At 59.6% G+C, this 24,896-nt stretch carries 20 protein-coding genes; 6 read left to right on the top strand and 14 right to left on the bottom strand.

From position 1 onward, the window contains the following. The first annotated feature begins 34 nt into the window (after positions 1 to 34). From NZK35_RS28765 to NZK35_RS28750, 4 genes are all read left to right on the top strand, one after another. Positions 35 to 1,429, top strand: a complete 1,395-nt coding sequence (locus tag NZK35_RS28765) for a DUF1552 domain-containing protein (protein ID WP_259635976.1) — start codon at positions 35 to 37, stop codon at positions 1,427 to 1,429. A 46-nt stretch (positions 1,430 to 1,475) separates the two neighbouring features. After that, a complete protein-coding gene (locus NZK35_RS28760) occupies positions 1,476 to 1,724 on the top strand; it encodes a sulfatase-like hydrolase/transferase (protein WP_259635975.1) in 249 nt (82 codons plus the stop codon). Beyond that, a complete protein-coding gene (locus NZK35_RS28755) occupies positions 1,721 to 2,182 on the top strand; it encodes a sulfatase/phosphatase domain-containing protein (protein WP_259635974.1) in 462 nt (153 codons plus the stop codon). The genes NZK35_RS28760 and NZK35_RS28755 overlap by 4 nt, the downstream gene beginning before the upstream one ends. 140 nt (positions 2,183 to 2,322) lie before the next feature. Continuing rightward, positions 2,323 to 3,252, top strand: a complete 930-nt coding sequence (locus tag NZK35_RS28750; RefSeq protein WP_259635973.1) for an amidohydrolase family protein — start codon at positions 2,323 to 2,325, stop codon at positions 3,250 to 3,252. On the opposite strand, the gene NZK35_RS28745 is transcribed toward NZK35_RS28750, so the two are convergent. Beyond that, positions 3,249 to 4,028 carry a hypothetical protein gene (locus NZK35_RS28745; protein ID WP_259635972.1) on the bottom strand — a complete coding sequence of 260 codons (780 nt, stop codon included), beginning with the start codon at positions 4,026 to 4,028 and terminating at the stop codon, positions 3,249 to 3,251. The genes NZK35_RS28750 and NZK35_RS28745 overlap by 4 nt on opposite strands. Before the next feature lie 359 nt (positions 4,029 to 4,387). Between NZK35_RS28745 and NZK35_RS28740 the strand changes: the two genes are divergently transcribed. Next, a complete protein-coding gene (locus tag NZK35_RS28740) occupies positions 4,388 to 5,233 on the top strand; it encodes a phosphatase PAP2 family protein (protein WP_259635971.1) in 846 nt (281 codons plus the stop codon). A gap of 135 nt (positions 5,234 to 5,368) precedes the next feature. Here NZK35_RS28740 and NZK35_RS28735 read toward each other — a convergent pair whose 3' ends face one another. The 12 genes from NZK35_RS28735 to guaA all read right to left on the bottom strand — a co-directional run bounded on the left by NZK35_RS28735 (position 5,369) and on the right by guaA (position 21,740). Then, positions 5,369 to 6,058, bottom strand: a complete 690-nt coding sequence (locus NZK35_RS28735) for a response regulator transcription factor (RefSeq protein ID WP_259635970.1) — start codon at positions 6,056 to 6,058, stop codon at positions 5,369 to 5,371. Positions 6,059 to 6,240: 182 nt separating this feature from the next. Beyond that, a complete protein-coding gene (locus NZK35_RS28730) occupies positions 6,241 to 7,614 on the bottom strand; it encodes a sensor histidine kinase (RefSeq protein ID WP_259635969.1) in 1,374 nt (457 codons plus the stop codon). A 44-nt stretch (positions 7,615 to 7,658) separates the two neighbouring features. Then, entirely contained in the window at positions 7,659 to 8,441 is a 783-nt protein-coding gene (locus NZK35_RS28725) for a metallophosphoesterase family protein (RefSeq protein WP_259635968.1), read from the bottom strand. Between the two features lie 13 nt (positions 8,442 to 8,454). Continuing rightward, positions 8,455 to 9,015 (bottom strand): YqgE/AlgH family protein, encoded by a 561-nt coding sequence (locus tag NZK35_RS28720; RefSeq protein WP_259635967.1) that lies wholly within the window; start codon positions 9,013 to 9,015, stop codon positions 8,455 to 8,457. A gap of 109 nt (positions 9,016 to 9,124) precedes the next feature. Next, positions 9,125 to 10,126 (bottom strand): ketoacyl-ACP synthase III, encoded by a 1,002-nt coding sequence (locus NZK35_RS28715; protein ID WP_259635994.1) that lies wholly within the window; start codon positions 10,124 to 10,126, stop codon positions 9,125 to 9,127. Positions 10,127 to 10,176: 50 nt separating this feature from the next. Next, a complete protein-coding gene (locus NZK35_RS28710) occupies positions 10,177 to 10,803 on the bottom strand; it encodes a 5-formyltetrahydrofolate cyclo-ligase (protein ID WP_259635966.1) in 627 nt (208 codons plus the stop codon). A 29-nt stretch (positions 10,804 to 10,832) separates the two neighbouring features. Next, positions 10,833 to 12,365, bottom strand: coding sequence for a rhamnulokinase (locus tag NZK35_RS28705; RefSeq protein ID WP_259635965.1), 1,533 nt, complete (start codon positions 12,363 to 12,365; stop codon positions 10,833 to 10,835). Between the two features lie 233 nt (positions 12,366 to 12,598). Then, positions 12,599 to 13,324 carry a hypothetical protein gene (locus tag NZK35_RS28700; RefSeq protein WP_259635964.1) on the bottom strand — a complete coding sequence of 242 codons (726 nt, stop codon included), beginning with the start codon at positions 13,322 to 13,324 and terminating at the stop codon, positions 12,599 to 12,601. A 503-nt stretch (positions 13,325 to 13,827) separates the two neighbouring features. Beyond that, positions 13,828 to 17,967, bottom strand: a complete 4,140-nt coding sequence (locus NZK35_RS28695; RefSeq protein WP_259635963.1) for a hypothetical protein — start codon at positions 17,965 to 17,967, stop codon at positions 13,828 to 13,830. Between the two features lie 92 nt (positions 17,968 to 18,059). Beyond that, on the bottom strand, positions 18,060 to 18,329 hold the full coding sequence (locus NZK35_RS28690; protein WP_259635962.1) for a hypothetical protein: 270 nt from the start codon (positions 18,327 to 18,329) through the stop codon (positions 18,060 to 18,062). Positions 18,330 to 18,431: 102 nt separating this feature from the next. Beyond that, positions 18,432 to 20,108, bottom strand: a complete 1,677-nt coding sequence (ettA, locus tag NZK35_RS28685) for an energy-dependent translational throttle protein EttA (protein WP_259635961.1) — start codon at positions 20,106 to 20,108, stop codon at positions 18,432 to 18,434. Positions 20,109 to 20,126: 18 nt separating this feature from the next. Continuing rightward, on the bottom strand, positions 20,127 to 21,740 hold the full coding sequence (gene guaA, locus NZK35_RS28680; protein ID WP_259635960.1) for a glutamine-hydrolyzing GMP synthase: 1,614 nt from the start codon (positions 21,738 to 21,740) through the stop codon (positions 20,127 to 20,129). Between the two features lie 383 nt (positions 21,741 to 22,123). On the opposite strand from guaA, the gene surE reads away from it, so the two are divergent. Beyond that, the gene (surE, locus tag NZK35_RS28675) at positions 22,124 to 22,885 is read left to right on the top strand and encodes a 5'/3'-nucleotidase SurE (protein WP_259635959.1); all 762 of its coding nucleotides are present in this window, start codon (positions 22,124 to 22,126) and stop codon (positions 22,883 to 22,885) included. 77 nt (positions 22,886 to 22,962) lie between these two features. Here the strand turns inward: surE and NZK35_RS28670 are convergent, their stop codons facing one another. Next, on the bottom strand, positions 22,963 to 24,810 hold the full coding sequence (locus NZK35_RS28670) for a CRTAC1 family protein (RefSeq protein WP_259635958.1): 1,848 nt from the start codon (positions 24,808 to 24,810) through the stop codon (positions 22,963 to 22,965). Positions 24,811 to 24,896: the final 86 nt, after the last annotated feature.

Genomic DNA, 24,896 nt, shown 5'->3' with positions numbered 1-24,896 from the left:
GCAGAAATCAGAAATCAGAAATCAGAAATCAAGCATGACAACTCGCCGAGAATTCCTATCGCACTCCCTGGCCGGTATTGGAGCGTTGAGTTTGGCGTCGCAGTCGCTGTCGGCTGTGAGTTCGCCGTCGAAGCCGCCGATGCGATTCATTTTCATGCACAAAGGCAATGGGCTGCTGCCTGATTCACTCATGCTGCCGACCTTTGAGCGGGAGCAACTTGACGCGGAGAAAAGAAAGTCTGCCTTTGTGGCTGATTTAGACGATCATGAACTGCCGGAGTGGATGAGTCCGCTGGCCGGTCACAAGCAAAACATGACGATCCTGCAAGGCCTCTCGGGCAAGATGTGTACGACAGGGCATCATACCTGGTGTTCCTGCCTGGGAGCGTACAAGGCGAACGAACGCTTGAGCACGATTCGATGGGCGACGGTCGATTTCGAATTGGCGGATCTATGTCCGTCGCCGTTTCACCACATCGAGTTGGCGTGTTTCCCGAGTGGAGGAGGCAATTCACGGGGCAACATCAACGGCATTGAGAAAGGTTTCTCAGCGCGTGGTCCCCAGCAACCGAACTATGCGTTCGGCTCGCCGAAGATTGCGATGCAGGAGTTGTTCAAGTCGGTCTCGGCCGACCAGGACGCACAGACGCGGTACCAACTCGAACGTCAAGTACTCCAGTTCTTGTCGAATGACGAATCATCCCTGGCGAGGCAACTCAGCGGGATCGAGCAGCGCAAAGTCGGGAACTATGCCAACGCGCTCAATGATATCCGCCAGCAAAACGCGCGTGTCGAGGCGATGGGCGAAGTGATACGTCGACATGTTCCGCAACTCGATGTGAAGTATCTGTCCGAGAACTTGACGACCGTCGATCGTCAAGATGGGCTGGTGGAAGTGTTGCTTTCGACGTTGATCTCTGGGATGACCAATGTCGTCGCCTTCACAGCGGATGAACTGGGTACCCCGTACACCGGTCTGCCGGGAATCGAAGGCGAGAACGTGAATCTGCATGATGTGGGGCACGGCAAATCGTTCGGCGGTGTCGAAGCACTCGATATCCGGGGTAAGGTGCGTCACCAGCACATGACGCTGATCGATCGGATGGTGAGCCGTCTGAAGAGTGTGCCGGAAGGACAGGGGAACATGTTTGATAACACGGTGCTGTTTTATCTGCCGAACAACGGGGAAACGCACCACAGTAAGGGGACGGAGTGGCCGTTTGTCGTGCTGGCGGGGAACAACGCGCGGCTCGATATTGCCCGGCGTTACATCCGACTGCCCGGTTACAATCAAAGCGGCCACAAGACCCTCGGGAACTGGTACACGACGATTCTGAATGCGTACGGGAATCCGATCAATCATTACGGAGCTCTCGATGTCGCGCTGACGATCGATCAGAAGGGGCCGATCGAGCAGTTCCTGGGATAGTGCCGTTGAAAGTCACTTCTCATTTTTCCGTATACGACCATTTCTCATGTTGCGTCTGCTCGCCTGCTGGTTGACTTGTTTCTGCTGTGTCGTCTCGACCGATTCGGCTCGCGCCGAGACGCGGCCTAACATCGTGGTCATCCTGGCCGATGGCCTGGGCTGTTGCGATATGGCCTTGTACGACGGCTGGGTCAAGACTCCGCGGATCGAGCAGATGGCGAAACAGGGGATGGTATTCACCGACTTCCACACCAACTCCTCGGTCTGCAGTCCGACAACGGTGCAGTGGGGATGAGCCCGAAAGCGTTTCGTCGGTTGCGTGGTGGCAAGTTCAGCCATTATGAAGGTGGGCACCGCGTACCGGCCGTCGCGTGGTGGCCGGGCAAGATCAAGGCGGGGAGCCGATCTGATAAGTTGATCGTTGGCTTCGATCTGTTCCCCACACTCACCGATATCGCCGGCGTTTCGAAAGATAACCCGGAGAATCTGGACGGGGCGAGTTTCAAGATGCACCTGCTTGAGCAAAAAGACTTTCCGGACAGGGACATCTTCTTCGGATACGAACCCAAACTCGGAACGGCGATGCGGCGCGGCGATTGGAAAATGATCGTCAAGGAAGAAAACGTTCAACTGTTCAATCTTGAGCTTGATCCGCAAGAAACCACCAGCGTGGCAGACCAGCATCCCGAAGTGACACGGTCCATGAAGCAGGCGATTGATCGGTTCAAGACAAACGTCACGCCGGGCTCGTAGTACTCCGTATGGCTTCGATGTCACGCCCAGGGTGGCTCGCCGGCCGGTATTCGTCAACAATGGACTGGAATGCAATTCCACGTGCGAAATCGAGAATTTGATACCCGTCGAACGGGGCTGCCCGAGCCACAGCTAATACGATGAAACGACTACCGCTTATTCTTTTGGTGCTCTGCATCGGGGCACACGCGTCAAAGGCGCAAGATCTCGCTCCTGTGAAACACCTGATCGACACCCACATCCATCTCTACGACACCACTCGCGATATTGAAATCTCGTGGCCACCAAAAGATGACAGAGTGCTCTACAAACCGCATCTGCCCGCGGAGTATTCCAGGGTCGCCAAAGCCTCTGGGGTGACGGGAGTCGTGATCGTTGAAGCAAGCAAACATCTGGCGGACAATCGGTGGGTCCTTGACCTCGTCGCCGGTGACGACTTCTACCTGGGGCTTGTCGGGAACATTGATGTCTATCGCGAGGACTTCGAAGACCAGTTGGTGACGCTCAAGCGAGACCGCCGATTCGTCGGCGTGCGTCCACGCGGAACAAAACCGATCGATTTCTCGGATGAAATCGTGCTCAAAAATCTGGCGTTGCTTGCCGAGCATGACCTGGCGATGGACTACCTCACCAACAGTGGCGGAATACCCGGAATCGAGACGATCGATGGCGTTGCCCGCAAGATCCCTCGTCTCCGCATCGTGGTGAACCATTGCCTGGGTTACAACTTTGACGGAAAGCGACCTCAGCGAGAATGGATCGCCGCCGTTGAAAACCTGGCACAGAACAAAAACGTCTACTGCAAGATATCCGGCCTGTACCAGCGATCCGTCCCACAGCCTGCCCCACAGTCGATCGATCACTACCAACCCGTTCTCGATTTGCTCTGGAAGAACTTTGGGAAGGAGCGCCTGATCTACGGTAGCAATTGGCCCGTCACGAAGCACACCGGTTCTTATGCAAGCTTCATGCGGCTGGTGGATCGGTTCATCAGTGAAAAAGGCCAAGATGCCCGAGAGCACTACTATTGGAAGAACGCCGCGACTGCTTATCGCCTTCCGCTGCGTTAGCGTCGGTACTCATTCAAGAATCCACCGCGGGATGCGGTCTCGGTGCGGGGATTGAAAATCTTTCGCGTGCGTTGCGGGGCGTAGGGTTGTTCGTGAACAGGATAGGCGGCCTGACCGGGTGACTCGATGATGATTTCACCTGTCGGTGGCCCATAGCTTTCGCTGATGGCTCCGCCGCAGTTGCAACCGCCTTCGCATCCGCACGCCGGTTCGCAACTGCAAGGGCCTTCACATCCGCAGGCCGGTTCAAAGCCGCAGGCCGGTTCAAAGCCACAGCCGGGTTCAATCCCACAGGCCGGTTCGAAACCACAGCCCGGCTCAATGACGGGGCAGTCGCATGAGCCCTCGCAACCGCATGCCGGCTCGATGCCGCAGCTGTCACAGCCATCGCATCCGCTTGCACACGTCGGGGCGAATCCGCGTCGCGTTGTGGAGATCGGACCCGGGTCGCAGCCGCAGCGGTATCCCCAAAGCGTTCGGAAGCCTGCGAACACACTGCGGCACTTGCCACAGCTTTGCCCGTTGTAGTTGCCACAGGCATCGCAGGGGTCGACGCAGTCGGCCGGATGGTTGATCCATGGATCGACGTACAGCTCGCCGCATCCGGTGCACGCATTACAGCTGCCGCAAGAGGAGTCGCTGCACCCGGCGTCGCAACTGCTGCCCCATCCCGGTCCGATCGACGTGCCGCAGCAGCCGGCTCCCATCGGTCCGACGCATCCGGTCAGCGAGACGGTGATCCATCCAACGAGTAACAAGCCCAACACGCGTGACATCGTGATTCATCCCTGAAACGAAATCGCTTGCGAATTCCTTTGCAAAAAGCTTTCGCACGCCTTGTGATCTAATCCAACAACAGGCGACCGGGACGCCCTACCTGCTGGCACGCCCTGTCTACCGTCGTCATCGTCAACGCAACCGTCAAAGTTGACTAAAACTGCTCAAACGGATTCTTTCGGTTCCCGGCTGGTGTTCCGGGCGGTGTGAAAATGCGTCTTTCATTCTGGGAGGAGATTTCGCTAGTGTCCGACGTTGAACGAGGATTGCCGGTCGCGACTTGGTTGGCACCCGGCGATCCTGTTTCACGAACCGATGTTTCACGGACACCGCTCAACGCCCGAGAGTTGCCTTCCTCATGCGATCTGCAGCACCACTCCACGAGACCCCCAGCGGCGATGAACCCGGCCGGCCGACACCGCGGTCCGAACCCGCGGTGGGCGATGCAAGCTTGCGTTTGGTCTATCCGCAGACCGACGGGTCTGTGGCTGCGTTTCGGGTCAGCGCCCTGCTCTGGTTCGCCGGAATGCTGTTGCTGTCGGTGCCGATGATCACGTTGATCGACATCTCCGTGGCGCGGTGGTTTTCGAGTGATCCGTTGCCCCGCGAGTTTCGCAACGGATTGGAATTGATGCAGATCTTCTCGCACGGCAGCGGTGTCTTTCTGGTGCTGTTCGGGATCTTTTTGATGGCTCCCCAGTGTCGCTGGCATTTGCCTCGCCTGGCGACGCTGGCGATCGGTGCCGGAGCGATTGCGACGTTGGCAAAGATGTTTGTTTTGCGTCCGCGTCCGTCGGGATTGAACTTGGACGTCGCGTCGATCGATTCGGCGTGGCTGTGGGCGTTCGACTGGACGCTTTCCCAAGTCGCCACGTTTGATGCCAGCACGCGCGCCTTTCCCAGTGGGAACATGGCGACGGCCACTGCGTTGACGGTTGGGTTGTGGATGGTGTTGCCCCGCGGCCGCTGGCTGTTCGCGGCGATCTGCTTGGGGACCGGGTTGCAACGGTTGGCGAGCATGGCCCACTTTCCCAGCGACATCCTGGGTGGTGCGGCGTTCGGATTGATTTGGGCGTCTGTGTGTTTGCACCCTCGGTTGCTGGGCAACTTGTTTGACAAGATGCAACCCGAATCGGAACCACGTCGACGCCGGCGGCCGGCTGGTGACGCCACAGAGCAGGACACGTCCCACGCAGCGGCCTAAACGCCCAAAGGTGTTAGCAGAACCCGACTAAACCGACGGCCCGCGAGCCGTCCGGTTACGCTTTAAAAACACCGTGAAAAACCGGAGGGCTCGCGCCCTACCGCTAACAAAAAACACCCCGTTTGTCGCGCTGCGTTACTCTTTGAAACGGTAGCCGACACCGCGAACGGTTTCGATCAAGTCGGCGGCGGTTCCCATTTTTTTGCGGAGCGCGCGGACATGAACATCGATGGTGCGATCCAGGACAACCGTGTCTTCGCCCAAGGCGGCGTCGACCAGTTCGCTCCGGCCGAAGGCGCGTCCGGGTTGTCGGATCAAGGCGTCGAGCAGTCGGAATTCGCTCTTGGTCAACTTCAGCGGTGACTCCTCGACCGTGACCACGAAGCGTCGTCGATCGACGGTCACGTTTTGGTGGCTGACCGATTCATGGTCGTCCAAGATCGGTTCGCGTCGACGCAGCAACGCTTTGATTCGTTGCAGCAGCACCTTATAGCTTTCGACGGGTTTGACGACGTAGTCATCGGCTCCGACGGCGAACCCGACCACCTGATCTGATTCTTCGCCCATCGCGGTCACCATCAGAATCAGCGTTTCCCGCGTCTTGGGATCGGCGCGCAATTGTTTACAGACTTCGATGCCACCGAGGATCGGCAGATCGATGTCCAGGATGACGAGATCGGGAAGATAGAGTTTCGCCTGATCGACGCCCTCGCGTCCGTCGCTGGCGCGATAGACTTCGTAGCCGGCTCGTTTGAGTTGGTACTCGAGCGACTCCGCCAACGGGCTGTAATCTTCGACGACCAAAACCTTGGTATTGGTGGACATGCCTCAGCGTTTGACTGGATCCATGCGGACAAATCTCGAAACGAGGCTGGCCGCCGTTTCCGCGTTTGGGGCGGTCGGCGGGCGGACAGCTCGCAAAACGACATCCTGGTGAAATTACCTGAAAAGTACACCCTACTGAAGCACTTTTTCACCATGAAGCTTTGGTGAAGGCGTGGCGGGAATCAGGGTTTGGGCAGCCAGACTTCGAACGTCGCCCCCTCCCCGGGGCTGCTGGTCACCGAAACCGTGCCCCCCAGGGCCCGGGTCAGATTCTTGACGATCGCCAAGCCGATTCCGGTCCCCCCGTCGACCGCCTTGCGGGCCCGTTTGACGCGATAGAACCGTTCAAAGATCCGCTCCTGGAACTCCGGTGCGATGCCGACGCCGTCGTCTTCCACGGCCATCATCCAACCCTCGTTCTCTTGGCGGCAAGACACGGTGACGTGCCCGCCGGCATCGGTGTGCCGAATCGCATTGCTGATCAGGTTTTGGGTGATCGCCAAGGCGGCTTCTTCGTCGGCCAGGACGTGAACCGGGGCACCGCTGGGACGCAGGGTCAATTCGATTTGCTTGGCCGCGGCGACCGGCTGAAACGAGCTGAAGGCCTGCCGGATCACTTTCTCCAGATCGATCGTCTGGACCATCAGCGTGCCCTTGCCGGATTGGGCGCGGGCCAATCGCATCATGTCCGCGATCAGGTCTTCCAGTCTCAAGCATTGCGTGTCGATTTGGGCGATGAAGTGCTTGGCCGCTTCGGGGTCGTCCTCGATCGCCAATTCCACGGTTTCGGCATACCCCTTGATGGCCGCCAACGGGGTTTTCAGTTCATGCGAAACGTTGGCGATGAATTCGCGCCGGATCGCTTCGACACGATGGGCGTCGGTTTCGTCGCGAAAGACGAGCAACAGGTGCGGCGGATCGGCGTCATGGATCCGGCTGATGCGGACGGCAACCGGTCGAACGATGGAGCCGTCGACGATTTCGACGGAGACGTTTTGATCGACGTTGTCACGTTGAGCCTTTCCAGTGGCGCGAATGATTTCGGGCACGCGAACGAGTTCTGCCAGACGACGCCCCAAGTAGACGCTATCGACCGGGATCGCCAACAACCGCGCCGCCGCTTCGTTGATCAGCAGGATCTCGGTCTTGGGGGACAACATCACGATCCCATCGGACATGTGTGACAAGACCGCGGCGGTGCGTGTCGATTCAGAATGCAGCTTTCGAAATCGCGCGTTCCAAGTCACCGCACTCAAGCGTTGTTTCTCGTAGGCGTTCTCTGCGTTCTCCCAGCGAAGCAGGTTGTTGATGACCAGCGCGGTGCCGGCCAGAAAGCAACTCGCAGCGGTCGCGACGAGTGTTTCGGTCGTGCCCGCATCCAACAGCGTGGTCAACCACACGGTGAGGAACACGAACGCGATGCCGGTCACGATCATGCCCGAACGCGGTTGATAGCCGACGCGGGGGAATGAATCTGCCGTCGCTTCTGTCGGTCGCGACGGGCCGGGTGGTTGGTGCGCGGGCGCGACGGCGATGCCGCCGGAGCGTGTCGGCATCGCAGTGGAACCCTCTGCTGTGCCGTCTGGTGACGTGTTGCTCATCACTCCGGTTGATCGCCGGGTTTCGGCGCGTTGAGAGGTTCGGCGGGGATTGGCAGTTCCACTCGGCGGCGTTTGGTGATCAATCGGTGGACAAATTTGAACGCATCGGCGACGAAAAGCAAAAACGCCGCCGCCGGGACTCGCCGGCGGAACCCCTTTTTGTCCACTTGGATGATCTCATTGGTGGCCACGTTCATACCGGTCAAAAAGCCGTTGCCGAAGCAATAGGTGTCGACGCAGACCAGGTAGCCTAGATCGAGCACCACGCCGGTGGGCTGAGGCGTGTGCCCGACGAAGACTTTTTTGCCCGAAAAGTGCGGGCCCGGCGTGGTGTTCAGGTGGGTCCAGTAACGCAGCTCTTCGGGCTGTTGGTCCATCGGCGTTCGCGCATCGTAACAGGCATGCACGAAGATCGACTGTTGCGTTTCGTAGTGCGGAAGCAACGACAGCAGAAACTTTTTGTGGGCGGCGGGAATCTTGTCGAGCGATCCGCCGTAGCTGGTCACGGTCGCCTTGCCACCGGCGGCCAACCACATCTCCCCGTCGAGCCCACCGAAGGCGACGCCGCACAGCATGATCTCATGGTTGCCACGCAGCGCGACGACACGGCAACGCGATTGCAGTTCGATCAACTGGTCGATCACGCCACGGCTGTCCGGGCCGCGATCGACGTAGTCGCCCAGGAAAATCAGCTCATCGTCCGGCTCCGGCGCGATGCATTCGATCAGCGTTCGTAGTGCCTTGTCGCAGCCGTGAATGTCTCCGATTACAAAACGCCGCATTCGCCCGACCGCTTTAATTCACCGACGGATCGTTGAAACGCAATCCGGGCGAGAGTGAAGAAAGGATTTCGTGGCCGCAGCGTTTGACCGCCGACTCCCAAACCTGTTCCGGGTCATCGAACACCACGTCGGCTTTGGCCGCGCCGACCAACCAGCCCCCGCACTGCATTTCGTGATCCAATTGACCCGGGCCCCAACCCGAATACTGCGACACGAATCGGACGCGGGCATCGACACGCGACAACAGCAACCGCAGGTGGTCTTCTTCACCGGTCAGCCATAACCCGGACGAATTTTGGCCGACCGGTGAGCCGATTCCGACCAAATCGTGTAACGCCAACAGCGGGCCGTCGACCGGACCACCTTCGAAAATCAAGTCATCGTCGCGGACCGAACCCTGCGGCATCGACAGTTCCACGATTTGGCTGAGCCGTTGGTCGGTGGGCCGATTGAGCGACAGGCCGAACGCCCCCTCCTCGTCATGGCTGACAATCAAGACGACGCTGCGCAAAAAGTTCGGGTCGTTTAGATACGGCGACGCGATGAGCAGTTTTCCGCTTAAGAATTCGACCATGGTTGGATGCTACCTGTTCAGTCGGACCCGATACTTTGTGGACCAGACATGGTCGCTTCTCGGGTGACGGTCACAACGCCATTGTTCAGCCCGCAATTCAGCCCGCAATTCAGCCCGCCAGATCTTGCCAGACGCAGCCTGCCCAGGACAGGCCGACACCGAAGCCGATCAGCATGTTAACGGATTCGCGGTCCAGTCGACCAGACTTGCGCAGCTGGTCGATCAGGATCGGCAGCGTGCACGAGACGGTGTTGCCGATGTCCGCCAACTCGATCGGAAGCCGCTCGGGCGCCAGATCCAGTCGAATTCGCAGCTCGTCGAGCATTTTCCAGGTCGCCTGATGCATTAAGTATTGCGAAATATCGGCGTCGGTCAGCTGCTCTTGCTGCAAAACTTGCTCGATCAATTGGGGCACGGCGTCGACGGTGAAATTGATCAGGCTCGGCCCGTCCATGTACAGACGGCTTTTCCAGCGTTTGCGATGTCGCGGTGGGATCGCGTCGTCGGGGGCTCGGGCGCCGCCGTCGCCGACGATCAACATGTCCGCACCGCTGCCGTCACTGCCGAATTTGAACCCTCGCAAGGAGGGCGTGTCGCCGGCGGTGACCAACGTCGCCGCGGCTCCGTCGGCGAAAATTGTTCGCAAACTGCGGTCCGCCGGGTCGATGTATTTGGTGTACGTTTCTGCGGTCAGAAACAGGATTCGCTTGGCCACCCCGCTTTGGATCAGACCATCGGCGACGGCCAGTCCGTAAACGTAGCCGCTGCAGCCGAGGTTGAAATCCAATGCCCCGCAGTGCGTCGGAAGCGCGAGCCGATCCTGGATCAGGCAGCTGGTCGTCGGCAGCGGGTAGTCGGGCGTTTGTGTGCAAAAGAGCACGAAATCGATGGAGTTCGGGTCGATTTGCTGTTCCGCAAACAGTTTCTCGGCCGCGGCCACCGCCAAGTCGCTCGATGTCTCGTTCTCGGCGGCAATGTAGCGCTGGCGAATCCCCGTTTTCTCTTCAATCAGCGCTAAATCCCACCTCGGGAATTCCCGCTGAAGCTCCTCGTTGGTTTCTACCTTTTCCGGTAAATGAACGGCGATAGGGCCAATTTGGGCGTACGGCACAGACGGCATCCTAAAATTGCCAAGTGAATAAAGACGTTCAAAAGGAAAGCCTACCAATGTTCGTCCCCAGCGCGGACCCGGGGACCGCCCTGACAGCCCATCAATCGCTTCTCGGTGACCACCCAATCCATCGAGACGTCATGATCGTCCAGCGGGACGTGTGGCACGATCTGGCACTCAAAGGCCACCCCGACGAGCACCGTTTCAGCCCGCACGCCGGCCAACAGACGGTCGTAAAATCCGCGACCATGCCCCAGCCGCCCCCCGTCGGGGTCAAAGGCAACACCCGGAACCACGATCAAATCCAGTTCCGTCGCGGCAACCGAGCGGTCCGCTCGGCCGCGTCGCTCGGGACGCGGTTCCAAGATGCCGAATGCCCCGGGTGACAGATCGTCCCACCCGCGCAAATCGAACAGATGCAGGTGCTCGCCGACACAATACGGCACCACGATCTTTTTGCCCGACCGCCGGGCTCCCCGCAGCGCGTCCTGCAACGCCTGTTCGGTGCGGACTTCGTCCCGCACGTGGACGTACCACAGCACGCAGCCGGCCGCGGCATACTGCGGCATCGATTGCAGTCGGTCGGTGATCTGGCGGCTGAGCCGTTCTTTGTCATCTTGAACGCGTCGTGCAGCGGCTGCGGCGCGGCGGATCGAGTCTTTGCTTGGGACTCCCATCGGCTGGTTCTCCCGCGGAGCCGGATGCATCAATCGGCCAGGCCGACGAAGCGCTCGGCGGGCTCGTCCCATTGGGCCGCATTTTGTGGCGTGTAGGTCTTCACCGCAAAACTCTCTCGCACCAGTTTGCGGGACTGGAGGACTGCGGTGGTGAGTTCCTGTGGATTGCCGCTGCCGATCACTCCGGTGCCCACCATTTGCATCAACAGGTTCCCGATCGCCGTCGCTTCGACCGGCCCGGTGATCACGGTTCGATTGCAGGCATCGGCGGTCATCTGGCACAGCAGCTCGTTCATCGTTCCGCCGCCGACGATATGAATCGTCTCGATCCGGTTGTCGACGAGCTGCTCCAACATTCCCAAACATACTCGGTACCGCAACGCCAAGCCTTCCAATGAGGCGCGATAGTAGCCGCCCTCGGAATCCGGTTTCGGCTGTCCCGTTTTCGTCGCAAACTCTTCGATCGCATCAAGCATGTCGGTCGGAGCGGCGAAATCCGGATGGTCCGGGTCGATCAACAACTGAAACGGTGCCGCCGACTCGGCTTGGGTGACCATCGATTCCCACGTCACCTCGTTTCCGCGGCGTTGCATGGACTTGCGAAGCTGTTGAAAGATCCACAAGCCGCCGAGGTTCTTCAGCAAACGGGTGCTGCCGCCCACGCCGCCTTCGTTGGTGAAGTTGAATTCCGAACACCGCTGGGTGACGCGTGGTGACGCCAATTCACAGCCCATCAGGGACCAAGTCCCGGAGCTGATGTAGCACCAATCTGGCTTTTCGGGCGCGAAACCGTCGACCGGCACCGCCAGCACCGCCGACGCGGTGTCGTGCGTGGCCGGCAAGACGACGGCGACATCTTGCAAACCCGTCACCTCGGCAACCGAGGGTTGAACATTGCCCAAGGTCGTCGCGGGCAAGGAAACGGGACCGAGCAGCTTGGTCGGAATGCCGAGTGCTTCGATCATCTCCGTCTGCCACCGGCCCGTTCGGGGATCGAGCATCTGGCTGGTGGAGGCGTTGGTGGCTTCGATGCTGCGTTTGCCCGAGAGCAACCAGTGAAAGAAGTCGCCCATCATCATGAAGCCGTCGGCAATTTGCAGTGACCGTTCGTTGTGGGTGACGGCCGAAAGCAGTTGAAAGACCGAATTGATTTGCATGAACTGCAATCCCGTCGCTTCGAACATCCGTCGACGCCCTTGTTCGGCACCGCCGAGAATCTCAAAGGCGCGTTCGACCATGCCGTTGTTGCGGGCGTCGCGGTAGTGCCGAATCGGCGCCGCGATCTGGTCGTTGTCGTCGACTAAGACATAGTCGACGCCCCAGGTATCGACGCCGACCGATCGAATCGACTCGAAGCGAGTCGCCGCGATCCGCAGCCCTTCCAGGATTTCGGCCCACAAACCGTGAACGTTCCACTGCAGCGAATTTTGAATCGTCACCGGATCGTTGGCGAAACGATGCACCTCTTCCAGCTGTAGCTTTCCGCCGTCGATGCGTCCGGCAATCACGCGGCCACTGGAGGCTCCCAAGTCAACGGCAAGATGAACGGGTGTGTCGGGCATGTGAGTGGCTCGGGGGGGAAAAGAGGAAGCAGGGGGGCAATATTCCAGGTTCGGCGTGTGAATCATGACAATATAAATCGTTGTGCGCGCCCCGAGTAGCAGTCTCCGGCCGCATGCAGGCTCAGGGCCTGCCGGTGCAAAAAAGGGTCAGGAGCCTTTTAGGAAGAATAGGCAAACGTCAGTTGCCCAGAGTACCAAAAAGGCTCCTGACCCTTTTTCGCCTCGGCTCGGTCCTAGACGGTCAGGCCGATCTCCGCATTCACTTCTCGGCCGCGACGTAACAACAAGCTGATGGTCAGGATCACGCCGGCATACTCAAACAACTCTTCGCCGACCGCAATCAGTTCAAAGGTCAACGAGTAGTGCGTTTCGCCATCGTAATCGTGACCCGCCGTTTGGTATTCGACGTAGGTGCTGGCCATTTCCAGCACGATGGCACCAAAAACGAAAAGTCCTGCGGCGGTGATCAATCCGATGGCCAGCCACTTCGGCTGTCGTGTCAGGAATCGAACAAAAAAAATGGCGACAACCAGACAGAGAATGCTAGCCGGGATGACCCAGGCATTCATCATGATGCCGCTGCGGTTCCCGAATAACTCACCGACGATGCGGCTGGGGGCATTATGGATTGACGCGATTTCATCGATTCCCATCAACAACAATAAAACCGCGATCGCTTGCCAGCTGAGTCGGTTTTCTACTTTGTCCCGGGGTGAAATGGACCACGCCACGAGCGCGGCAAAGTGCAACAACGCGGCTGAGAACCAGGTCGGCAAATTGCCCTCGGCATCCACGTCAACCAGTTGGCGAAACCCCATCAACGACGATGTCTCTGGACCGAAGATCAGATGGGCCGCGGCCGTCAAAACCAGAAAAATTGCCGCGATCAGGGCAAGGAACCAAGGAGTTCGCCGGCTGATCGTTACCGTGGGGCGACCTTGAGATGTGTCTTCTAGCACTCAAACATTACTGCTGTACAAAAATGAAGTTCCGCGACCGCCATCACCGGTTGGTTTGGGGCGGCGGTAGCGGCGGACGTGCCGACTGAACGTCGCCTGATTTTAGTTTGCCGGCACGCGGTGTCAGCCGAGTTGCGCAATCTTTGACACGAGTTTCTGTCTGAAAAAGCCTCAAGGCGTCGGTCACGCCGAAGATGATGCCAGAATCGAATTCTCTAACTGCTTCGCGCTTGAATCCCTGATAGAACGCAATGGTTCAGCCTGCGGCCAACGCACTCAGGATGGCGAGGGCATAGGGTCAAAAGATGGATTGGTCAGAAAATGTGAATGCGTGAGACGAGGGTGGGCAAGGAGTCGGGGCGCTCACATTTTATGACCAACACATTTTTTGACCAACATCCTGGCACGTCGTCCAAGAGACCTTCTGGAAAGCGCCGGAGTTCCGCCTCCCGGCGCAGATAGCTACGCTCGAGTGGAGCTAGCCGTTGTTGAGCTTTTGACGGTTACTCTTTGGACCGCATGTGTGGTAGTCGGCGGCCTTGGGACTGGGCGACGTCGAGTTGATTGTTCAGGTCGTCGATGGCCAGCGGAACGATCGGGATGGTCATCAATGACTCGGGATCGATCTCGCTGCTGGCGCTGCGTTTGGCCAGTTGCTCGACCTCTTCTTCCAAGGCCGCCAGCCAAGCGGGCACGTCCAACCCGGCACCGGTCGGCGTGCGGGCCAGCAACTCGGCTTCTGCTTCCAGCAATTCAAATCGCGAACTTTCGCGGCCGGCTTCGGCGTCCCGCATCGCGGGTTGGACCAGGGCGCGCATCCGCGCGATCGTCATCGGCTGGACGAAGCGTTCCAGGATGCGATCGGCGACGGTGGGCATGCGCATCGAGTAGTTCTTTTGCATCTTGCGAAGCCGCATGACGAACTTCTCGGCCTCGGCGCCGATTCGTTCACTCAAACTGCGGCGCCACATCATCGCCGCGTTTTCCAGTCCGTTTCCGACCAGCACTTCGTGCGCCCACATGACGGGTTTCAAGTTCCACGCGATGCGTTCATAGCTGGCCCGCAGACGGAGGAAGTCCATGAACATGTAAACCAGATCACCGCGATCGCTTTGCGTCGTCGTGCTGTTGTAATCTTGGTATTCGGCGTGATGATCGATCAGCGTTTCGTAGACCAGCGTGATCCAACGATTGGCTTGGTTCATGGACAGTTTTCCATTCCGCAGATCCTCGAACAGTTGCATGTCGGCGATCTGGGCGTCGTCTTCGTCGATCACCCGTTGCAGCCAGTCCGAGACGCCTTGGTGCAGGATCGCGCGGACGTTGCCGAGTTGCAAAAACACTTGGGTGAAAATCGGGTCCCCGTAGCGGCGAATGAACTCGACCAGTCGTTCCCAGCTTTGGCGGTCGTTGACCGTTTCGAGCGGCGACAAACGCAGCGTTTGGCTGTGGGCGAGCCAAGATCCGAGCATCGTTTCGGTCAATCGTTCGACCAGCGGAATCAAAACTTCGCCGATCGCGGTTTCGTCTCGGTTGAGTTCTTCGTAGTCGCGGTCTTGCCGCACCGCGGCGGTCAACGCGTCGACCAAAGCCGTGAACCCGTCACGGAATAGGCTGTCAAATTCCGTGACCGCGCCGATACCGACGCTGTTTTGCTGTTCCATCAAACGCGACACTTCGATCAAGCGGCACGCTTCGCTGACCAGTCCGCGGCGTGGCAGCCAGTGCATCAGGTGACGCAGCACGCGTTGACGCAATCGGGCCAGATAGATTTTGACCGGGTCGCCGCCGCGCGAGATGGGAATGTACAGCAGGTTTTCGCTGCTGATCGCGTCGACGTATTCGGGGAACAGTTTGCGAGTCGATTCGGCATCGCCGGCGATCAATGACGCATACAGTTTGACCGCTTGGACGTCGTCGTCGGACATCTCGTCCAGACCCGCTTCTTCGCCGGCCACCTGATCGGTCGACGATTCGCTGTGCTCGGCATCGGGACGGAGCGATTCATGGCGGCCGACGTGGGCGATGATCGCGCCGCAGATCAATCGCCGCGCGTCGGACATTTCGACCGCCGTGCCGATGATCCGTTCCATCAGCGAATCACGCAGCACCCGTGAGCGATCGTAGTCTCGCATCGACTCCTTGTCGCTGCCGCCGGGCGTGATCTTGTACTCGCGGACGGCATCGAGCAGTTCCAGCAGTCCGATCCGGTTGACCTTGGCCCGTTGGGACCAATCGCGAAGCGCGACCAGTTGGTCTTGGGCACGTTCGGCGTCGTCTTGGTCGTCGGTGATGACGATATCGGCAGCGACCGACCACATGCGAGCGAGCGATTGCAGGAAGGTGAGCCGATCGACCAGCCGTTTCCATTCGGCTTCCAGTTCGTCGCGGCTTCCGTCGCCGGAATATTCGAAAATCGCGCCGTCGATTCCGTCGTCGGTAGTGTCGCGATAGGAAACGCCGTCGTAAGCGGCGTCGTACAACCCGCCGGATTCGGAGTCGTCTTCATCGTCCGGGGTTTCACCGGCGAGTTCGCGTTCCCAGTCGCGGGGTGGTTTTGCGTTGTCAGCGAGTTCGAAGCGGGGGGCCGACCAAAAATCTTCGGCGTTGGCTTCCAAGTAATCGAAACACTTGCGTGCCAACGGCCAAATCTCCGACGTCTCGCAACCGGCGCGTTGGACATCGTCCTGAGATTCGTCTTCGAACTGGCCACGCAATCGCATCAGCCAGCGCTCGGCCAATCGCGGCAACGAGTTGCCGCCTTGGCGAAGTCCGATTTCATTGGCGTTGCCGAGCCAGTGAATCAGCAGTGCCATCGCGGGCAGGAAATCGTAGCGTTCCAACAGCGCCGAGATCACCAGCGAATAGGCTCGGGGGGAATCGAAGAACTCGGCGTGGGGCGCCCAGAATTTCACGTCGCCGGCGGCCGCACCGCCTTCGTGCCAGACGCGCAGGGCTTGGGCGACCAGACGCGCCGAATCGTAGGATTCCAGCGGATCGGCCGCTTCGAGCGATTCGACCGTGTGGGCACCGAATTGACGCCACCACTCGGCGACTTCGCGGTAGAGCTTGCTGATCGAATCGTAAGCCGCGGCATCGTTGCGTGCCGCCGCTTCGCTCCAGACCTTGGCCATGTAGCTGAACAGCTGGTCGATCAAGTACAGCAGATCATCGGCGCGAGAATCGTGAACGCTGCATTCGGGACTGGGGTGCAAGCTGAATTGGCCGGCAAAACCGATCAAGTCCCAGGGATCGGCCAGGGCGCCGCACTTGATGGCCCGTTTGATCAAGTCATAGACGCGCTGCGGCACTTCCATCGCCTGGTCGAGCTTGCCGAACCGCAGGGCGCGCAGACCCAGCGTGGTTTCGCAGTCGATGCGGCAAATCATCCGCGCCGAGGCGGCCGGAACGACGTCGATTTGTCGTCCCGCGGCGTCGGGGTATCCCATGCGGGCGTACAGCCGCGCCAATTGGACATGTTGGACCTGCGCGGCACGGCGTTCGGCCAATGCGGCGTTCAAGTTTTGGCGGGCCGCACCAAAGGGTTGCCGGCGAACCTGTTGTTCGGCGTCCAATCGTTCGCGATGGTCACCGGTCAGTTTGCTCAGCCGGTCCAAGTAAAACGCGTCGCGATATTCCGCGATCGGTTTCATCAACGTGCTCAGCGTGACATCGCTGGAATAAGCCGTCGGTCCCCAACCGCTGATGCCGCTGGCCATCAGGATCGTGCCGGCCAAAACCGTCGCCGCTTCGGTCATCAATTCGTCAGGGGCCAGTCCTTGGATTTCGACCTGTTCTTGATCGCTGACCCGTTTCAGTAGCGAATCGAGCGTGACCTGCCGCAGCACGAACCGATCGTAATACCCTTCGGGATTGACGCTGCGTTCGTCCCAGCCACCGAAGTGATAGTTGGGGCGTCGATTGACCGGATGATCGAAATCATAGGCCCGCGGGTCGAGCGACAATTCGGCGAGTTGTTCGAACTCGAACGAGGCGCTGCGGAGGACGTCAGGGTCGCTGTCTTGCAGGATCTGGATCGTTTGCGTGATCAGCTCGGAATAGGGGCCCGCCGAGACGCCGGCCCCGCGGACATAGAGCGGGATCGGGCGAACGAATTCGTTCGGGTAGGGCTGGCATCGCCGGTTTTCCAACACCGCGACGGGGCGATACCCGACGAAGTCATTGAGTTCACCAATCGCCTGATAGACCAAGTCGGACTTTGCGTCCTCGTCGGCCGACGCGTCCTGTTCGCTGTACAGTCGCAACAACGATTCTGCGGCCCGGGCCAAGAAGAACCCGTTGAACAGGACTTCGGGTTCCTGGTGGAACAGCAAGTCCCGGTGGTAGTCCATGTAGGCCGGCAGCAACTCGCTGAGCAACAGCCGTGAGACTTCGCGTGCCTGGGTGATGTCGGCAAACGCGGACGTCGACTCGGCCAGCGTGACCAAGGTTTGCTCGATCCAGTTATTGAGCACGAGCCAAGCCGGCGTTCCCGTCAGGGGATTGCCTTGGCTGGCGTGGCAATACGCTTCGTTCCAGAGCGCAGCGATCTTGGGATCGCTGCTGCCGCTGGAGAAATTCAGGTACCCCGCCAACCGCTTGAGCGAATCGCAGATCGATTCCGGTGGTGGAAGATTGGACATGGGGTGGGGGCAGCAAAAAGTGGGGCGACTCACCGAATCAGAGGACAAACAACGGTGGGCCGAATTCGACAGGAACCGGCCTCACCGGGGGGTCACTTTTTGGTCGTCTTTTTCTTTTTGACGCTCTTTTTCTTGGCGCTCTTTTTCGGGGCGGTCACGCTCTTGGCGACGACTTTCGTTGCCGTCTTCTTGGCGGCTTTCTTTTTCGCCGGCTTCTTTGCGGTCACGTCGGCGGCGGCGGCCTTTTTCTTGCCGGCCTTTTTGGCGGCTTTCTTTTTGCCCGCCTTTTTCTGCTTGCCGCCAAAAATGTCTTCCCAATTGTTGGAGTACTTTTCGTTCGTTCCGATACGAAGAATGGTCATAGCTAAATTTGGTTCGGGAAAAAAGGGAACTGCCGCATCGGCGGCATGACTGATTGGGGAATCAAGGTGTTCGGCGTGTCGGCGGATTGGCCGACCGGTGGTTCAACCGGCATGGATGCTCTTGTAGCGGGCCTGTTTGATTTCGTTTGGGTCCTCGCCCATCCGCTCGCGCAGCCCCCGGTCGTAGACTTCGAAGTTGCCTTCGCACCACGTGACTTTGCCGTCGCCTTCGAATGCAAGGATATGCGTTGCGAGGCGATCAAGGAACCAGCGGTCGTGCGAAGTGACGACGACGCAGCCGGCGAAATGTATGATCGCTTCTTCCAACGCACGCAGCGTGTCGACATCGAGGTCGTTGGTCGGTTCGTCCAGCAGCAGCACGTTGCATCCACGTCGCAACAGTTTTGCCAGGTGGACTCGGTTGCGTTCACCACCGGACAGTTTGCCGACTTTCTTTTCCTGGTCGGGGCCTTTGAAATTAAAACGCGAGACATAGGCCCTCGCGTTGACGTTGCGACCTCCCAGTACGATCGTCTCGGTGCCGCCGCTGATTTCTTCAAACACGGTGTTGTCGTCGGCCAGCGAATCGCGGCTTTGGTCGACGTAGCCCAAGTCAACCGTCTCGCCGACGCGGAACTGACCTTCATCGGCCGGTTCCTGCCCGGTCAGCATCTTGAACAGCGTCGTCTTGCCGGCTCCGTTGGGGCCGATCACGCCGACGATGCCACCGGCGGGCAAGCGGAACGACAGGTCATCGATCAAGACCTTGTCGCCGAACGCCTTGTGAATGTTCTTGCCTTCGATGACCAGTTCGCCGAGATGACGATTGGACGGAATCTGGATCTCCAACTCGTCGGGCCGATCCTCGAATTTCTCGGCCGCCAAATCCTCGTAGGCCTTGATCCGCGCCTTGCTTTTCGCCTGGCGGGCTTTGGGGCTCATCCGGATCCATTCCAATTCGTTGGCCAGCGTGCGTTCGCGTGCTTTGGCCTGGCGTTGTTCCAACTGCATCCGTTTCTGGCGCGCTTCCAGCCATGCGGTGTAGTTGCCTTCGAACGGAATGCCGCGGCCGCGGTCGATTTCCAGGATCCACTGGGCGACGTTGTCCAGGAAGTAGCGGTCGTGGGTCACCGCGACGACGGTGCCGGGGTACTTGGCGAGGTGTTGTTCGAGCCAGGAGACCGATTCGGCGTCGAGGTGGTTGGTCGGTTCGTCCAACAGCAGCAGGTCGGGCTGGCGGATCAGCAGTTGGCAGAGCGCGACGCGTCGGCGTTCACCGCCCGAGAGCGTGGTCACGGTGGAATCGCCGGGGGGCAGATTCATGACGGCCATCGCCATCTCGACTTGTCGATCGAGTTCCCACAGGTTGTAGGCATCGATCGTGTCCTGCAGCGTCGCCATTTCGTCGCACAGCTTTTGCATTTCGTCGTCGTCGGTGACATCGCCGAGCAGCATGCTGATTTCATTGAATCGATCGACGATCGAGCGACGTTCGGCGACGGCGGTTTGAACGTTTTCAAACACCGTCTTGGTTTCGTCCAGCGGCGGTTCTTGTTCCAGGTAGCCGACGGTGAAACCCCTGGTCAGTCTCGCGCTGCCGTCAAAGTCGGTGTCCTGACCGGCCATGATCCGCAACAGCGTCGACTTTCCGGCACCGTTGGGGCCGAGGACGCCGATTTTCGCGCCCGGGTAAAACGCCAGGTTGACTTCGTTGAGCACCGCCTTTTGACCGTGCTTTTTCGTCAAGTCTTCGACTTGGTAAATGTATTGCCTGCCCATGCCTTGCTTATTCCTGTCCTATTCCCATTCGATCGTTGCGGGCGGCTTGCTGCTGATGTCATAGCAGACTCGGTTGACGCCCTTGACTTCATTGATGATTCGTGTGCTGATCCGCGCCAGCAGCTCGTACGGCAATCGGCTCCAATCGGCCGTCATAAAATCGTCGGTGTTGACGCTGCGGACGGCGATCGCATTGTCATACGTTCTCGCGTCGCCCATCACCCCCACACTTTGGACCGGCAGCAGGACCGCAAACGTCTGGCTGGTCTCGCGGTACAGCCCTGCCGCTTCGATCTCTTCGATCACGATCGCATCGGCCGCCCGCAGCACGACCAGTTTGTCGCGTGTGACTTCGCCCAGGCATCGGACGGCCAAACCGGGGCCGGGGAACGGATGCCGCCAGACCAGTTTTTCCGGCAAGCCCAATTCCAATCCCAGTCGTCGCACTTCGTCCTTGAACAGGTCGCGGAGCGGTTCGATCAGTTCAAACCCCAATTCTTCCGGCAGCCCGCCGACGTTGTGGTGCAACTTGATCGTCGCGGCCGGTCCGTCGGGATCGGCGCCGCTTTCGATCACGTCGGGGTACAGGGTGCCTTGGGCGAGGAAGTGGGCGTTCTCGATCGATTCGGCTTCCTTTTTGAAGCACTCGATAAAGTCGTGGCCGATGCGTCGGCGTTTTTCTTGTGGTTCGACGACTCCGGCCAGCGACGCGAGGAACCGGTCTTCGGCGTCGACGACGTGCAAGTCCGCCTTGAAGTGATTGGTGAATTCGTCGATCACCAAGGCCTGTTCGTTTTTGCGCAGCAGCCCGTTGTCGATCAAGATGCACGTCAACTGGGGGCCGATGGCTTTGTACAGCAGTGCCGCGACGACGGAGGAATCGACGCCGCCGCTGAGCCCGCAGATCACGCGTCGGTCGCCGACGGCGTCGCGAATCTGGCGGACGGTGGCGTCGGCGAAATCGCTCAGCTGCCAATTGGGTTCACAGCCGCAGATGCCTCGGACAAAGTTCGCCAGCACCTTTCCGCCCAGCGGGGTGTGTGTGACTTCCGGGTGGAACTGCATGCCGTAAACCGGCAACTCCTTGTGACGGATCGCCGCAAAGGGGCAGGTGCTGGTTCGGGCGAGCGGTTCAAATTGCTCGCTGATCGCCGAGATCTGGTCTCCGTGGCTCATCCAGACGTCGATCTCGCCCGGCAGTTCGTCAAACAGCGTTCCGGGCTGAACGATTTCGCACATCGCGTGGCCGTATTCGCGCCGCGAGGTGTTGGTCACCTTGCCGCCGAACGCTTCGCAGGCGACTTGCAATCCGTAGCAGATGCCCAGGACGGGGATCCCCAGGCGGAACAACTCGGGATCGCAGCGGGGCGCCCCGTCCTCGTAAACACTGGACGGTCCGCCCGACAAAATGATGCCTTTGGGGGCCAGTTCGGCGATCCGGTCGGCGGACAGATCGTGTCGGATGATTTGACAGTAGACGTTCTGCTCGCGAACGCGTCGGGCGATCAGCTGGGCGTACTGCGAACCGAAATCCAGGACAACGATGCGTTGATCCGTCAGCACCGAAGCGCCGGCCTCGGAAAGGCTTGATTCGGTGGAGTTGCCCGTCGAGTGGGCGCTGGAAACACTCATGCAGGTGTGAATGGATTAAGGGGGGAGCCGAGGTGGCAGGGACGTCGGGCCAAACACGCGACGAATTGGAAACGTCGGCGGCGTCGATCAGCCGCCTGCGTTTCGCTGGATCGACTTTGTTGCGCGTGCCGTAGTCGCCAATGCCAAACCGGGAGTGTAGAAAATGCACCGGTAATCCCCAAGGGGCTAAACCGCCGACGCCGGGTAGATCGTTCGGCTACGCCGGCCCTGGGGGTCGTTTGCACTGGTTGTCGAGACGACCCGACCGAACCGGATTTCGGCCGCCAGCCCCCGGGATTGGCCAACGATTGGCCAACGATTGGCGCGGCCGATTGTTCGGCCGATTGCCAGAATTTCTCCCACGATGCCACCTTGATGAACCCATGCGAATTCTTTTGACCAACGACGATGGTGTGTTCGCACCCGGACTGGCCGCACTGGAACAACAGCTCCGCCACCTCGGGGAGGTAATCGTGATCGCGCCGGCGACTGAACAGTCGGGCGTCAGTCACTCGATCACCTTTCTCTCCCCGTTGGTGGGGAAATCGATTCATCGCGACGGCCGACATTGGGCATGGGCGGTCGAGGGTAGCCCGGCCGATTGTGTCAAACTGGCAATCGCCGAACTGCTGCGCGACAATCCGGTCGATCTGGTCGTCAGCGGCATCAACAACGGACTCAACGCCGGCATCAATGTGCTGTACAGCGGCACCGTCGCCGCGGCGATCGAAGGGGCCTTTTTCGGAACCACAAGCGTCGCCGTCTCGCTCGAATACGACCCCGATGCCGATTTTCAGTCCGCGGCGGTGATCGCAAAAAAAATCATCGGTGGGATCGCAAAGCACCCCGCCTCCAAAGGGAAGTTGTTCAATCTGAACATCCCGACCGTAGCCACCCAGTCGCCCGCGGAACTGCAAATCGTGCCGATGGGGCTGGCCCAGTACGGCAACCGCTACGAAAAACGCCAAGACCCCGGCGGACGCGATTACTACTGGGCACTGTGGGAAGAACCCAGCGAGCCGCCGCAAGAAAAGACCGACATCACCGAGCTGCGAAAAGGCAACGTGACGCTGACCAGCCTACAGTTCGACATGACCAACCACCCGCTGACCGATGACATGGAAAGTTGGGGCTTGAAGTTGTAGTGACGAGGTGGGTTCCGGCGTCGTTTTCGTAGGGCATGCTGCGCATGCCGGTTGTCTGCTGTCACGCACAGCGTGACCTACTGTTGCACCAGTTCGGTCAACCGATCGACGCCGCTGACCTCCACTGGAACGGGGGCTTCGCCGGGCCAGGTCACGGTCACCCGATCGACGGTTTCTGTCTCGCCGAGTCCGAAGGTCAGTTCCAGTTCCGATTGGCTGAGGTAGCTGCGGGTCGGCATGACGACGCGTGTTTGTGATTGGTCCCCGACCGTCACGGTGACCGCGGCCCCGATGGCGTCGCGGTTGCAACGTGTGCCCTGCAATCGAAATCGGAGGTAGTGATGTCCGCTGGCCTGGTCGTTGCGGAACAGCTTGGCCGGCCCGTCGCTGACCGAGATCACGATGTCTTGGTCGCCATCGTTGTCAAAATCACCAAACGCCGCACCGCGGCCGACGATCGGTTCGCAAAACGACTCTCCGGTGCAGTTTTCGTCCAACAGCGCCAATTCGGATTGCGCTTCACGTCCCGCGTTCCAGAACAACTGGGGCGGTTGGGCGTAACGCAACGTCCGCTGCGTCTTTTCAATCTCCTCTTCCAGGTGGCCGTTGGCGCCCAGGATGTCCAGGCGACCGTCCAGGTCGGCGTCAAAAAAGAACAGGCCGAAGGTCAGCCCCAATCGTGTCGGCGGGCCGAACCCGGTGAACATGGCCGCGTCGACAAACGTCTGCCGCTTCGGCGATGCCATGTAGAGCGCGCTGGCTTCGTTGGCAAAGTTTCCGATGCCGATCGCCAGCGTGCCGTCGCTGCGAAAGACGGCGGCGTCGATCCCCATCGCGCCGCGGGCATTGCCGCTGGCGAGGTCATAGGCGATCCCGGCCAGTCGTCCCGATTCGGTGAACGTGCCGTCGCGATTGTTTTCGAACAGAAAATTGCGCACGGTGTCGTTGGCGACGACGATGTCCAGATAACCGTCTCGGTTGACATCCACCGGAACGACGCCCATCGCTTTGCCCAGCACGACGTCGGTTTCTGCGCTTCGCATCTGAATCCCGGATGACTGCGAAACGTCTTTGAAGACGCCGTCGCCTTCGTTGTGGTACAGGTACGAGTGGGCGCCCGAGAACGCATCGGGTGGGCCGTAGGATCGGTTTTCTCCGTCGATCGAAAACGTTTGCGAGAGGTCCAGGTCGCGGCTCCAGGTGACATAGTTGCAGACGAACAGGTCCAAGCGTCCGTCGTTGTCGTAATCGAAAAAGCCCGCGCTGGTGCTCCAGGCGTCTGCGGATCCCGACACGCCGGCCTGGTCGGTCACATCGACAAACTTTCCGCCGTCATTTCGCAACAGGCGGTTGGATCCGACCGCGGTGATGAAGACGTCGCGGTCGCCATCGTTGTCGTAGTCACCGACGGCGGCCCCCATCCCGTAAAGCGACAAATCGAGCCCGGTTTGCTCGGAGACATCCACAAACTTGAACGTGCCGTCCCCTTGATAAAGACGACAGGGGCTTGCCGACGCGTTTTCGGTCCAGGGCCAATCCGTCGAATTGACGAACAATAGGTCCTGGTTTCCGTCTTGGTTGTAATCGAAGACCGCGACACCGCTGCCCATCGTTTCCGGCAGCAATTTCTCGCCCTGCTTGCCCGCGTAGTGTTTGAAGTCGACACCGGACGCCTGCGTGACCTCAACCAGCGGGATTTGCGGAAGCCTGGCCTGGTCGACCTGTCGGCCTTCGGGAGCCTCGGGCTGGATCTCGATCGCCGTGCGGTCCTTCTTACGGAGATTCAGAAAGGCCAACATCCCGATGATTGGGAGCATCATCACGATGATAAAAATCAGCGACTTTCGAAACGCGGATTCGATCACCGCGTCGTTCTGTACGTCTTCGTCTTCGTCTTCGGGGGGATCGTTCGGCAAATGGGTCATGGAAAAGCGGTGAGGAGGAGTGACGTGACGGTCGGGGGGAAATCAGTGTCGGTTCTGACCAATGGGACAGGCTTCCAGCCTGTCGA

The sequence above is a fragment of the Stieleria sedimenti genome, from assembly GCF_025060895.1.
Classification (GTDB): domain Bacteria; phylum Planctomycetota; class Planctomycetia; order Pirellulales; family Pirellulaceae; genus Stieleria; species Stieleria sedimenti.
The sequence above is the reverse complement of the archived record's forward strand: the minus strand, read 5'-3'. Positions and strand labels throughout refer to the sequence as shown.

Coding starts and splice junctions, on each gene's coding strand:
- NZK35_RS28765 (WP_259635976.1), top strand. CDS start 35: ATGACAACTCGCCGAGAATTCCTATCGCACTCCCTGGCCGGTATTGGA.
- NZK35_RS28760 (WP_259635975.1), top strand. CDS start 1,476: ATGTTGCGTCTGCTCGCCTGCTGGTTGACTTGTTTCTGCTGTGTCGTC.
- NZK35_RS28755 (WP_259635974.1), top strand. CDS start 1,721: ATGAGCCCGAAAGCGTTTCGTCGGTTGCGTGGTGGCAAGTTCAGCCAT.
- NZK35_RS28750 (WP_259635973.1), top strand. CDS start 2,323: ATGAAACGACTACCGCTTATTCTTTTGGTGCTCTGCATCGGGGCACAC.
- NZK35_RS28745 (WP_259635972.1), bottom strand. CDS start 4,028: ATGTCACGCGTGTTGGGCTTGTTACTCGTTGGATGGATCACCGTCTCG.
- NZK35_RS28740 (WP_259635971.1), top strand. CDS start 4,388: ATGCGATCTGCAGCACCACTCCACGAGACCCCCAGCGGCGATGAACCC.
- NZK35_RS28735 (WP_259635970.1), bottom strand. CDS start 6,058: ATGTCCACCAATACCAAGGTTTTGGTCGTCGAAGATTACAGCCCGTTG.
- NZK35_RS28730 (WP_259635969.1), bottom strand. CDS start 7,614: ATGCCGACACGCTCCGGCGGCATCGCCGTCGCGCCCGCGCACCAACCA.
- NZK35_RS28725 (WP_259635968.1), bottom strand. CDS start 8,441: ATGCGGCGTTTTGTAATCGGAGACATTCACGGCTGCGACAAGGCACTA.
- NZK35_RS28720 (WP_259635967.1), bottom strand. CDS start 9,015: ATGGTCGAATTCTTAAGCGGAAAACTGCTCATCGCGTCGCCGTATCTA.
- NZK35_RS28710 (WP_259635966.1), bottom strand. CDS start 10,803: ATGGGAGTCCCAAGCAAAGACTCGATCCGCCGCGCCGCAGCCGCTGCA.
- NZK35_RS28705 (WP_259635965.1), bottom strand. CDS start 12,365: ATGCCCGACACACCCGTTCATCTTGCCGTTGACTTGGGAGCCTCCAGT.
- NZK35_RS28695 (WP_259635963.1), bottom strand. CDS start 17,967: ATGTCCAATCTTCCACCACCGGAATCGATCTGCGATTCGCTCAAGCGG.
- NZK35_RS28690 (WP_259635962.1), bottom strand. CDS start 18,329: ATGACCATTCTTCGTATCGGAACGAACGAAAAGTACTCCAACAATTGG.
- ettA (WP_259635961.1), bottom strand. CDS start 20,108: ATGGGCAGGCAATACATTTACCAAGTCGAAGACTTGACGAAAAAGCAC.
- guaA (WP_259635960.1), bottom strand. CDS start 21,740: ATGAGTGTTTCCAGCGCCCACTCGACGGGCAACTCCACCGAATCAAGC.
- surE (WP_259635959.1), top strand. CDS start 22,124: ATGCGAATTCTTTTGACCAACGACGATGGTGTGTTCGCACCCGGACTG.
- NZK35_RS28670 (WP_259635958.1), bottom strand. CDS start 24,810: ATGACCCATTTGCCGAACGATCCCCCCGAAGACGAAGACGAAGACGTA.